The sequence below is a fragment of the Spirosoma horti genome (genome assembly GCF_054776595.1).
Map to the genome: position 1 here is coordinate 688,658 of NZ_BAAHBQ010000003.1, position 11,179 is coordinate 699,836.

Annotated in this window: 10 protein-coding genes; 6 read left to right on the forward strand and 4 right to left on the reverse strand. The window is 49.9% G+C overall.

The features are described from left to right. Positions 1 to 333 precede the first annotated feature (333 nt). Positions 334 to 1,695 (reverse strand): sigma-54-dependent transcriptional regulator, encoded by a 1,362-nt coding sequence (locus ACYVAM_RS10620; RefSeq protein WP_461066678.1) that lies wholly within the window; start codon positions 1,693 to 1,695, stop codon positions 334 to 336. A gap of 384 nt (positions 1,696 to 2,079) precedes the next feature. On the opposite strand from ACYVAM_RS10620, the gene ACYVAM_RS10625 reads away from it, so the two are divergent. The 4 genes from ACYVAM_RS10625 (at position 2,080) to ACYVAM_RS10640 (ending at position 4,215) form a co-directional block, all read left to right on the forward strand. Continuing rightward, a complete protein-coding gene (locus ACYVAM_RS10625; RefSeq protein WP_461067064.1) occupies positions 2,080 to 2,256 on the forward strand; it encodes a glycoside hydrolase family 97 C-terminal domain-containing protein in 177 nt (58 codons plus the stop codon). Between the two features lie 70 nt (positions 2,257 to 2,326). After that, entirely contained in the window at positions 2,327 to 3,313 is a 987-nt protein-coding gene (locus ACYVAM_RS10630; RefSeq protein WP_461066680.1) for an AbiH family protein, read from the forward strand. Positions 3,314 to 3,539: 226 nt separating this feature from the next. Next, positions 3,540 to 3,788 (forward strand): UPF0175 family protein, encoded by a 249-nt coding sequence (locus tag ACYVAM_RS10635; RefSeq protein WP_461066682.1) that lies wholly within the window; start codon positions 3,540 to 3,542, stop codon positions 3,786 to 3,788. Continuing rightward, entirely contained in the window at positions 3,760 to 4,215 is a 456-nt protein-coding gene (locus ACYVAM_RS10640; RefSeq protein ID WP_461066684.1) for a DUF3368 domain-containing protein, read from the forward strand. Before ACYVAM_RS10635 ends, ACYVAM_RS10640 begins: the two co-directional genes overlap by 29 nt. 150 nt (positions 4,216 to 4,365) lie before the next feature. Here ACYVAM_RS10640 and ACYVAM_RS10645 read toward each other — a convergent pair whose 3' ends face one another. The 3 genes from ACYVAM_RS10645 to ACYVAM_RS10655 form a co-directional block, all read right to left on the reverse strand. Next, the gene (locus tag ACYVAM_RS10645; protein WP_461066686.1) at positions 4,366 to 5,541 is read right to left on the reverse strand and encodes a Gfo/Idh/MocA family protein; all 1,176 of its coding nucleotides are present in this window, start codon (positions 5,539 to 5,541) and stop codon (positions 4,366 to 4,368) included. Between the two features lie 4 nt (positions 5,542 to 5,545). Then, a complete protein-coding gene (locus tag ACYVAM_RS10650) occupies positions 5,546 to 6,937 on the reverse strand; it encodes a putative oxidoreductase C-terminal domain-containing protein (RefSeq protein WP_461066688.1) in 1,392 nt (463 codons plus the stop codon). Between the two features lie 102 nt (positions 6,938 to 7,039). Beyond that, entirely contained in the window at positions 7,040 to 8,455 is a 1,416-nt protein-coding gene (locus tag ACYVAM_RS10655) for a Gfo/Idh/MocA family protein (protein ID WP_461066690.1), read from the reverse strand. Positions 8,456 to 8,705: 250 nt separating this feature from the next. Between ACYVAM_RS10655 and ACYVAM_RS10660 the strand changes: the two genes are divergently transcribed. Both ACYVAM_RS10660 and ACYVAM_RS10665 read left to right on the forward strand, forming a co-directional pair. Then, on the forward strand, positions 8,706 to 10,058 hold the full coding sequence (locus tag ACYVAM_RS10660) for an OmpA family protein (RefSeq protein WP_461066692.1): 1,353 nt from the start codon (positions 8,706 to 8,708) through the stop codon (positions 10,056 to 10,058). After that, complete coding sequence (locus tag ACYVAM_RS10665; RefSeq protein ID WP_461066694.1) at positions 10,058 to 11,038, forward strand: Rpn family recombination-promoting nuclease/putative transposase; 981 nt, start codon at positions 10,058 to 10,060, stop codon at positions 11,036 to 11,038. Before ACYVAM_RS10660 ends, ACYVAM_RS10665 begins: the two co-directional genes overlap by 1 nt. The last annotated feature ends 141 nt before the right edge of the window (positions 11,039 to 11,179 follow it).

Consider the following 11,179-nt stretch of genomic DNA (forward strand, 5'->3'; position numbering starts at 1 on the left):
AGCGGGATGGAGAGGATGTTCTGGTGTTGCATAGCGTTTGTCTATATTGCTTGGACACAAAACAAGCGCTGCGACATTAAAATGAAGTGAGAAGGAAATTAAAAATATTAGAAAAATTTTAAATCTCACGTAATGAATTTTATCAGGCGACCCTTTTATATTGGAAAAGTATAATTAAATATTTCAATGAGGCAACTCATTAAATATTACTATTCGTTTTGTACACTGTAAGGTAGCAGAATGGCCCGGATCCATACTTTAATAATTTTAATCTCAGCGAGCGACCGTCTGGTAAAATCGGCTGGTATTTTCACTAAATGGATAGCCCGGAAGCTAGCCAAAATCCCCAAGTCCTGCCTCCTGAAGTTTTCGGTAGAGCGTGGTTAAACCAATGCCCAGGAGCCGGGCCGTTTCGGTCTTATTGCCGTTGGTCTGCTGAAGTACCCGGCGGATGTGTTGCTGCTCGACGGTTGCTAAATCCAGGGCGGCCGGATCACTTGACAGAATTCGTTCCTGCATTTCGTAGGGCAGCAGATCGGGCGTCAGTTCAACAGGACCCTGGCCAGGCGAATCGGCCAGAATAACCGCCCGCTCGATCACATTTTTCAACTCCCGAATATTTCCCTTCCAGCCATGACTCTGTAATTTCTGAACAAATAGCGGACTAAGCCGAACAGCGCGTTTACCAATTTTGGCTACTTCCTGCTGCGCAAACTGATCCGCTAAATCCGCAATATCATCTCGTCGGTTGCGCAAGGGCGGTAACTCGATCTGAAATACGGAAAGCCGGTAGTACAAATCCAGCCGAAAACGGCCGGCATTGGCTTCGGTTTCTAATCCCCGGTTGGTGGCGGCAATGACGCGCACATCAGTTTTGGTCGGTTTGGTATCGCCCACACGCAGGAACTCGTGGGTTTCGAGTACGCGCAGTAGTTTTGCCTGCAAATCAAGGGGCATTTCGCCAATCTCATCCAGAAAAATGGTGCCCTTGTTCGCTTCGGCAAACAGGCCTTTCTGGTCGCGGCTGGCACCGGTGAAGGCCCCGCTCCGATGGCCAAACAGTTCGCTTTCCAGAATATCTTTCCCCAACGCCCCGCAGTTGATCGCCACAAACGGCCCCACCCGGCGCGGGCTCGCCTGGTGAATGGCCTGGGCAAATACCTCTTTGCCCGTACCGGTTTCGCCCGTCAGGAGCACAGTGGTATCGGTCACGGCTACTTTGCGGGCCAGCTCGATGGCTTGCTGAATGGGTTTCGACAGGCCAATAATTCGCTCAAATCCGTAGCGCTGACTCACCTGCTGCTCAAGCTGTCTGATCCGAAACTGTAGATTCGCTTTCTCCACCGCCCGGCTCACCAGCGGAATAATCCGGTCGTTATCGTCGCCCTTGGTAATGTAGTCGAAAGCGCCGTTTTTAATCGCCTTCACCCCATCCGAAATGGTGCCATAGGCCGTCAGGACAATGACTTCGGTAGCGGGGTAGAGTTCCTTGATCTGGGCGGATAATTCGATACCGTTTTTGTCGGGCAGTTTGACATCGCTGATCACCAGGTGTACCTCTTCCCGTTCGAGGACCTTGAGTCCGGCGCGGGCGTTTTCGGCTTCCAGAATCGTATAGCCTTCGAGTTGGAGAATTCGGGCCAGAAGTTGACGGAGCCGGGATTCATCGTCGATAAGTAAAATGGTAGCAGCCAATGGGTAGCGGGATTTCAGAGGACTAACAACGAAGCTTGTGATAAAAATTCAGTGAGAGACGTATCTACGGGCCGGGCCGCGTTCTGCTTCAGCTCCTATTCGCCTGCGTTTAATTACTGGCTGAAGCCGAACGCGGCCCGGCCCGTAGATACGGTTAATAAATTGACTTATATTTGGGTCAGTACCTATGTTAACGGCTCTGTAAACAGCCTTACCCGACTACCGATCCACGCCAACTCACTATGCCTAATTTTACGAATACAGGACTGGCGGTTCTTCTGCTCAGCCTCATCAGGGTCAACGGCCTTGCGCAATCGTCCGTTTCTATAAGTAGGAGCCATCACCGACGAAAACAGCCGCGACCTACCGCTGGACCTGTCGTTTCTGGAGCCGGGCAAAACCTATGAAGTCATCGTCTACCGCGACGCTCCCAACGGCGACTGGGCCACAAACCCGGAAGCCTACGTCATCGAGATCGAGAAGAAAATCGTTACAGCCAAGACAAAATTGATACTTCATCTGGCAAAAGGGGGGTGTGCTATTCAGATTGTAATGCGGTGATAATTCTGGCCCATACCAAACTCTAGCCATTAGCTTTTACCAAAAAAACTAAACATTCAGAAGAAATAGAATGAATACACTGTTTATTATCGGAAATGGCTTCGACATTAATTTAGGTTTAAAAACAGGATACAAAGATTTCTACAATTACTACCAAAATATTAAGTCTAAAACTACTTCAGTTGACAACTTGAAAAAAAATATTTCAGATAATTTTGAGAATTGGGCTGACTTAGAGATAGCGCTGGGAGAATACACTGAAAAAATAAGCTCACTTGAAGAATTTGATGAAATTTATGAAGACCTTGTCAATGAGCTAGCTACTTATCTAGAAGAGCAAGAAAATAAACTTGATTTTTCTTCTATTAAACGAGATCAATTCTATTTAGACTTACAAACACCACAAAAGTTTCTACTTCTATCTGACGAACACGAAATCGATACATTCAGAACGCCTTGGGATAGTTCCACTTGGGTGATCAATTTAATGACTTTTAACTACACAAAAACTATTGAAAAAATCTTGGCTGATGATAGTCCAAGTATAAAAATTGGGAATCACCATGGCCGATATGAAGTTTACTTACAAGAGTTTGAGCACATCCATGGATTTGTCGACGACAGGATGATTCTGGGTGTTAATGACATTTCTCAAATTAAGAATGCAGCCCTAAATGTCAATGAAGACCTATGTAATGCCTTAATTAAAAGCAACTACAATAAAGTAATAAAAAAAACTGTACATAGAAGATGTGAACAATTAATAGAAAATGCCAATCTCATTTGCATTTTTGGTTCCTCGATTGGTGACACCGATAAGTTATGGTGGGAATTAATTGGAACTCAGCTAAAGAAAAACTGTCGCCTAATCATTTTCCGAAGATACACTAACCTAAGTAATAGATTTTCACATAAAGTATCAAGAGTTGAAAGAGAAATGAAAAACTATTTTTTAAATAAAACAAGTTTAACAGAGGAAGAAAAATCGGAAGTTCTCAACAAAATTTATATAGCTATTAATACTAGTATTTTTTCGAACTTACTTCCACGTTTATAAGTCCTAAAGCAGATAGAGAAGTTTGAATTAGCGAGGCAGAAAATTGTTTAACCAGCCGTTTTATGCAACTAAGCTTTTCATCATTTCTCCCAAACTACAGTTAAGACAATAAAACCTGGCTTTAGTTCTGGGCCAGCAGTTCACTATCCCTGCCCGAACGCAAAGCCCCAGACCGTTACGCATAAGCGTTTACCCTGCTTTCGCTTATTTTGATTATTTTTAGGCTATGAAAACATTGACACTGAACCTGCCGGACACGGTAGAACTTGATGATCAAGAAGCGGTCATGCTTTTAGCAACTAAGCTTTATGAACAAGGTAAGCTCTCCCTTGGGCAAGCCGCTGAAGTCTCCGGTTATAGCAAAAGGACGTTTATGGAGCTTTTGGGAAGATACAATGTGTCGATTTTTAATTATGATGCAAGTGAATTGAAAAATGACATAAAGAATGCAGGCGACTATTATATCCGACACTAGTTGTCTAATACTTCTTGAAAAAATCGGCGAATTAAGCTTACTACATACCGTTTTTGGGGAAATTGTTACCACGCAGTTCGTAGCAGATGAGTTCGGAGAAGCCCTTCCCTATTGGATAACCATACAAAATCCAACGAACAAAGGCAGTCAACTGGTATTGGAGACAACGCTCGACAAAGGAGAGGCAAGTGCCATCGCCTTAGCTCTGGAAATGGGTAACACGCTCTTAATCATTGACGAAGCAAAAGGGCGAAAGATCGCCAAACAATTAGGTTTAGCGATTACTGGTACTCTCGGTGTCTTAGCGCAGTCTAAACTAAACGGACACATACCATTACTGAAGCCCTTGTTGGAAAAAATTCAGCAGACCAACTTTCGTATTAGTGAACAGCTAGTGCAAGAAGTTTTAAAGGAAGTTGGTGAATAACGCTTGCCGCTAACAGGTATTGGCAAAAATCGGGCAGACTCACTATAAATCAGCCGTTCATTTTGGAGAACACAAAGCGTCAGACCACCTTCCCCTAAAAAAGAGAAAGCGGTCTGACGCTTTGGCTGGGGTAAAATACCAACCGAATCGTTACTTCTTAAAATTCACCACCTGCGCCTGTTTCTGCGCTTTAAGGGCCAGTTCCATTGCCAGGAAGCAGTGCTCCTGCGGCATAGCCGTTTCGGTGCGGTTGATCACGTCGTTAACGAGTTGTTCGCCATAGGGCAACGGTTCTTTGCTGCAGTCGATGTAGCGGGTTTCCTTGTTGTCAGTGAGGAACAGGTGATTGCCGCCGTCGCGCCCGCCGGGGTCGATGTTCTTGCGTAGTTCCATAAAGCCCTCGGTGCCCAGAATCGTCAGTCGGCCGTCGCCCCAGCTTTTGAGTCCGTCGGGCGTAAACCAGTCGACGCGAATGTAGCCCATGCCACCGTCGCCCCGCAGCATCACGTCGCCGAAATCTTCAAACTTCGGGTATTGCGGGAAATGGACATTACCCACCTGTGCGGCTACGATATCCGCTTTCGTTGACCCCGTAAAAAACAGAAACTGGTCGAACTGGTGCGAGGCAATGTCGCAGATGATCCCGCCAAATTTCTTTTTGTCGAAGAACCAGTCGGGACGCGATTTGGGCGTCATGCGGTGCGGCCCCAGCCCGATGGTCTGAATCACATTGCCGATAGTCCCCGCTTTCACCAGTTCACCGGCTTTCACCGTCGCCCTGTTTTCGAGCCGTTCACTGTACATGATCGAGTAAATCCGTTTGGTGGCCTTCTGCACTTTGCGCACCTCGGCGAGTTGCTCCAAGGTGGTGATGCCGGGTTTGTCGGTCATAAAATCCTTGCCGGACTTCATCACGCGAACGCCCAGCGGTGCCCGTTCTTCGGGGATGCCGGAGGTCAGAACTAGCTGAATGGATTTATCGTCCAGAATCTCGTTCTCTGATTTCGCCTGTTTGGCCTGCGGGAATCGTTTGGCAAACGGGGCCGACAAATCCGGCTCTTTGGCATAGAACGAAACGAATTCGCCCCCGCCCCGCAGCACCGCTTCTACCTGGCTGTTGATATGCCCGTGGTTGATGCCGATCACGGCAAAGCGAATCCGTGCCGCCCCTACCGGCATCCGGTCGCTGCCCAGCGCGCCCGTTCGCAGAATAGCCGGCGCACCAATTGTTTCGACCGGTAATGACGGCAATACGACCAGACCAGCGGCTGTAGCAAGGGTTTCTTTTAGGAAATCGCGCCGATTGGCGCCCTGTGGTGAGTCCATAAATTTATTTTTTCTTCGCCAGCTCCAGGGCCTGCGTGGTTGTGTAGTATTTGGCAATCATGTTGGGGACTTCCCAGGCGGGCATTTTACCGGCTTTCAGGTAGTCGATGTATTTCTGCGCCACCCGACCGAAGTGCGCTTCGTGCCCTTCCTTGTATTTTTCGGGGATGATCACTTCCCAGCCCGAGGCTATTTTCTTCACGCCCACGCCCGGAAATTCCTGCTGGATGTTGGGCAAAACCGCTTTCAGGGCCGCGTCCGTGCCGTTCGAACCGGCAACGGGTTCGATGTAGAGCGTGGGCTTGTAGTTCTGCTCGGCTCCCTGCCGGATGATCAGGTTGGCTTTGGTGCCGCGCATGATGGAGTAGTGCGTATCGCCCGCGCCTTCGGGGGCTTTGTAGGCCCAGGTGACGGACACTTTCGCATGAACACCCCGTAGTTGGTAGTTGATTTCGCCGTTGCTGTACACCCGAAGAACACTGTCTTTCACCACGTCTTTTTTGAGGTAGTCCGGGAACGCGTTCTGCTTTGTGATGGCCTTGAACTGGCTCAGGCTCATGTCGGTGGTCCAGCGCCGGGCGGAGGTCAGGCTGATGTCTTTCTGGTAGTCGATCACCTGCTCGGGGAAGCACTCCCACTGCACCAGATCCACGAGGTGCGTCGTCACGTCGACGATGCCTTCACCCTGCTGATCCACATCCATAAACCAGGCCGGACGGGTGAGTATGCTGCCCGACACATTCTTGTAGAAATGGTGAACGCTCTCTTTGGTGACGGCGGGCTTGTCGGGTGTACCTTTTTCAAGCGTGCCGAACACGGCGGGCTGGCGCGAAAAGGCCCGTTGCAGCATGGTCGAGATTTCGTACCGCTCGGTCATGATGTCGTACAGCAGCACCTTGTTTTTCTCGGCGGAGGCAAACGACTCTTTGAGCTTATCGAAGTTCGACGCGCTGATGACCATGGGTTTATCGGCCAGCACGTTGAATCCGGCCCCGACGGTTTTCTGGATGTAATCTGTTTTCAGGCGGTTATTCCCCGCCATCACAACGACATTACCAGCTTTGTCCGCGAGCATTTTATCCAGAAAGTCAGCACCTTTATAGACGTCTTCCTTCCAGTGCGTCGGATTCTCGGCGCGGGTGTTATAGCCCTCGATTTTGTCGAGGTGTAACTGGAGATCGGACGGTCCGTCGCTACGGCCATCGGGCGCGTAGACATGGACCGTCGAGTCGACGCCTTCGTACATGGTTTTCTGCACCAAGGCCGCATGAAAATGGCCGGGATCAAGGGTAATCAATCGAAAATCAGCCATCGGTTTCTCACTTTTTTCGGATGACTGACAGGCAGCAAACAGAGCAGCTATCAACAGGCTACTAACGGTGGGGGTTAACTTCATTGAACAGAAATTTATTTACTTTAAACTACCCCCAACCCCTAAAGGGGACTTAGCTTATTTGTGGAATAAGCCCCCTTCAGGGGGTTGGGGGTAAGGTTTTATTTACTTCACCGAAGCCACCATTTTAATGGCGTACGGTGCCCGTTGGGGGCGAGACAGGAGTTTGTTGGCTTCGGGGTCGTTTTTGAACTGTTCCTTTTTGGGGTCCCAGTAGAGTTTGCGGTTCAGCTTCATGGCCGCGTGGTGCAGCAAACAGGCCGAACAGGACCGGTGGCCCACCTCAGTAGGGGCAATCGGCTCTTTGCGGCTCACGATACTCTCCAGCCAGTTGCCGTGGTGCTCTTTGCTGACGGGCAGGTGGATTTCGTTAGGACCAATCACCGACGTCAGGAGTTTAGGATCGCTGGCGTCGAGTTTTTTAGCCGCATTTTGTTTGGCAATCGGGTCGCTGGCCGTTACGGCGGCATCACCCCGCGATACAAAGATCCAGCCTTCTGTTCCTTCAAACCGCACGCCGTTCGCGATCTCGTTCGTCACGATCATATGGACGCCGTTCTCATACATGGCTTCGGTGCGGAAGATCCCGTGAACATCCCAAAGGCCATGTTTCGGAAAGTCAGCCTTGCCCCAGATTTCAACTGGGCCGGTGTACTCGGTGTTCATGGCCCAGTGGGCGGAGTCGATGTGGTGAGCGCCCCAGCCGGTAATCATCCCGGCACCAAACTGCTCGCAGCGGAGCCAACCCGGACGGTCGAAGCCAACCTGCGGATGCACCCGTTTTTCGGTATAATATACCTCGGGCGTGGTGCCCAGCCACATGTCGTAGTTCAGGTTTTTGGGGACGGGCATCTGCGGTTCCTCATCGCCCGATGGGTCGCCGGGGAGGCCGACATACACCGTTTTCAGCTTGCCAATGCGCCCGTTGCGAACCAGTTCGGCGGCATAGCGAAACTGTTCCGACGAACGTTGCTGGCTACCAACCTGCACAATCTGACCCGACTTCTTCACGGCATCGGCCATCATGCGCCCTTCGGCAATGGTGAGCGATGCGGGTTTCTGCATGTATACGTCCTTCTTTGCCCGCACAGCATCGATCACGATGGGCGCGTGCCAGTGGTCGGGGGTGCTGACCAGCACAGCGTCGATGTCCTTGTTCAGAAGCAGTTCCCGATAGTCGGTGTATACCTTGACGCCGTCATAATCCTTACCGGTTTTCTTGGCATAAACGCCGTTGACGAGCTGTTTGGCGGATTCGGCGCGGTTGCTGTCCAGGTCACAAACGGCCATGATGAGGGCGTTGTCGTACTGCCAGACGCCCGGCATATCGTGCCCGCGCGAGATGCGACCCGTACCAATGGCCGCCACGTTAATTCGATTACTTGGTGCGTTCTTTCCAAAGACCGAAGCGGGTACGATGGTTGGAAAACCGCTGATGATGGCTGTCGTAGCCAGGGTCCCTTTAGCGGTCAGATCGAGAAATTTTCGTCGAGAGACAACCGTTTTTTTTTCGGATAGCATAAGCGTCAAGGGGTCAGAACATTATCATGTTATGTAGTAAGATTCAGCCTTGCTTTTTTTACTACCCTTACTTGTTTCGTTACCTGATTTCCGCCAACAAAAGTTTATACAGTCTCCCTGTAACTATCTCGCTACTTTATTCGTCTCATAACCACACCGACCGGAAGCGCTAAGGCAACACCTGAAAATATCCGTTTATCACGTAGTCCGTTCTTGTTCCTGATCAGTAACTCTTAATTCACCAAAATTTATGCGGCAACGATACCTTATCTTCCTCTTTCTGGCTGGGTTTCTCTCATCCTGTACGTTTGGCTCCTATCCATCAGGTTATCCGTCTGGCGGAGGGCAACAATACCCATCGGGCAATCAAAACTATCCTGACGACGCCTATCCCGGCACGGGCACTCGAACAGTCACGGGCCGCCCGGCCGACCCCAGTGTAACAGTGAACAGCATTCGTTTAACGAAAGAATATACAATTCTCAATCTAACGTATACAGATCCGAACCAACCCAGACCCGACCAGAACAATCGATTACAATCGACAGGTACCATTGGGTTCGATCCTAATGGCTATTTAATAGCCGCCAATGGGGCCAGAACCTTTGCCTTTGTGAAAGTTGAAGGCATTCCGGTCAGAGGGGAGAAAATTGATCCGAACACAGGGAAAAAAATCCTTGTCGGCATGAATACGTTTCCTGGAGATAAGATTAATTTCAGTTTATATTTTCAACGTCTGGATAAGGGCCTCGAGAATTTTGACATGTTCGAGTGTACCAGCGACCAGTATATCTGCTGGAACATCTACAATTTATATGTCAGTAACCCGGCCGACGAAGTTGTGTACACGCCGGTACCGGCTCCCACGCCAACTCCTAACGTACTGAAGAAGCCGACGAAGCTACCGCCAGCTCCATCGGGCGAATCGGGTGGTGAAATGGAAACGCCAAAATCGAAACCGGCTCCGGCTCCTGTACCAACCTTAGTGGCCGTGTCGGGTGTGGTGAGCGACGCAAAAAACAAACGCCCTGTAACGGCTACCATCGATTACCAACTGTCGGCCAGCAAAAAAGCGATTGATTCCGTTCAGAGTTTTGCGTCGACGGGTGCCTACCGGATGAGCCTCAACAAAGGGCAGGTATACACCTATATCGCATCGGCGCGCGGGTATCAGTCGGCCAGCGGTGTGCTGGATTTGAGCAAAGTGGCCGGTGGTCAAAAGCTGACGCGCGACATTGCGCTGACACCCCTGGCTGTAGGGGATAAGGTCACGCTCAAGAATATTTACTTCGAAATGTCAAAGTCGGATCTGCTGTCGGCCTCTTTTGCAGAGTTGAACAAACTGGTGGCCATGATGCAGGACAATCCGAATATGAGCATCCGGCTCGAAGGCCATACCGACATTATCGGGGATCACGACAAGAACCTGCAACTCTCCCGCGACCGCGTCATTGCCTGCCAGCGGTATCTCGTTCAGCAAGGCATTGATATCGACCGAATTCAGACCGTTGGTTATGGCGACACCCGCCCTATTTTAACGAAAGGCACCGACGAAGAACGCAAAGTAAACCGCCGGGTGGAGTTTGTCATTCTGGCAATTTGATGGCAACACAACCCGATAACCCGCATGACAGGTTCTTTAAGGAATCGTTCTCGCAGCCGGAAATCCTGATCGACTTTCTGAACACTTTCGCCCCGGAAGCCGTCCGCGAACGTATCGATTACTCAACCCTGACCCGCGAAGTTGATACGTTTACCGATGAGCAACTGGCCGAACATTTTGCGGACCTTGTTTTCTCGGTGAAGTACGGCGATCAAGCCATTCGGCTGGTGCTTTTGCTGGAACATAAAAGTTATACCGAAGAGTACCCGCATTTCCAGATCAACCGGTATTTGCTCAACCTATGGGAGAGTCAGATCAAACAAAAACAACCGCTGACACCCATCCTGCCCGTTCTGGTGTATCATGGCAATCGACGCTGGAAACGGCGGAGTGTACCCGATTATTTCGCCCCGCTCCATGAAACGCTGACGCCTTATTTACCGGCGTTTGACTATCTGCTGATCGACCTATCGACACTTTCCGACGAACGGCTGCCTGCCTTACGTTCCGATTATGCCCTATTTACCGCCATTTTATTGCAAAACAGCCGCCGGAAACGGGAGCTGACACGCCTGCTGGATGCGTTTGCCGATGTGGTCCAGCGATTGGTAGAAACCCCATCCGGTCAGCGTTTTATAAACACCGGTTTTCTCTATCTATCGTATACCACCAACTTGACCAAAATTGAACTATTTGGTATTTTTAGCCGTATTTCGACAAAAGCCAACTCTTCTACCATGACAGTCGCCGAAGAATTAATCCAGGAAGGACGCGAGCTGGAGCGTCGCCAGAACAAGACGGTAGCCGAAGAATTAATCCAGGAAGGACGTGAGCTGGAGCGTCGTCAGAACAAGATCAAGTTCATCACCGCTATGCTGAAGTTGAACCACGATGCCACTGCAATTGCCTCAGCGACTGAGCTGCCGCTGGATGAAGTAAAGGCTATTATAGACGAAATTAACCGCCCCAACACTCCATAAGGTTTGCCCTGGTTTATCCATATTCCTAAAGCGAACCACAGCGGTTCGCTTTTTTGTTGACGATCAATAGGGCTTTGCCTCCGGGAGGTAGCCAGCCTTTGCCGTCTATTTCCCTATCTTTGCCCTTATTTTTTAACCGCA

Excerpts from the sequence above, each read along its gene's own strand:
- ACYVAM_RS10630 (WP_461066680.1), top strand. The coding sequence starts at position 2,327 with ATGAATACACTGTTTATTATCGGAAATGGCTTCGACATTAATTTAGGT.
- ACYVAM_RS10635 (WP_461066682.1), top strand. The coding sequence starts at position 3,540 with ATGAAAACATTGACACTGAACCTGCCGGACACGGTAGAACTTGATGAT.
- ACYVAM_RS10640 (WP_461066684.1), top strand. The coding sequence starts at position 3,760 with ATGCAGGCGACTATTATATCCGACACTAGTTGTCTAATACTTCTTGAA.
- ACYVAM_RS10645 (WP_461066686.1), bottom strand. The coding sequence starts at position 5,541 with ATGGACTCACCACAGGGCGCCAATCGGCGCGATTTCCTAAAAGAAACC.
- ACYVAM_RS10650 (WP_461066688.1), bottom strand. The coding sequence starts at position 6,937 with ATGAAGTTAACCCCCACCGTTAGTAGCCTGTTGATAGCTGCTCTGTTT.
- ACYVAM_RS10655 (WP_461066690.1), bottom strand. The coding sequence starts at position 8,455 with ATGCTATCCGAAAAAAAAACGGTTGTCTCTCGACGAAAATTTCTCGAT.
- ACYVAM_RS10660 (WP_461066692.1), top strand. The coding sequence starts at position 8,706 with ATGCGGCAACGATACCTTATCTTCCTCTTTCTGGCTGGGTTTCTCTCA.
- ACYVAM_RS10665 (WP_461066694.1), top strand. The coding sequence starts at position 10,058 with ATGGCAACACAACCCGATAACCCGCATGACAGGTTCTTTAAGGAATCG.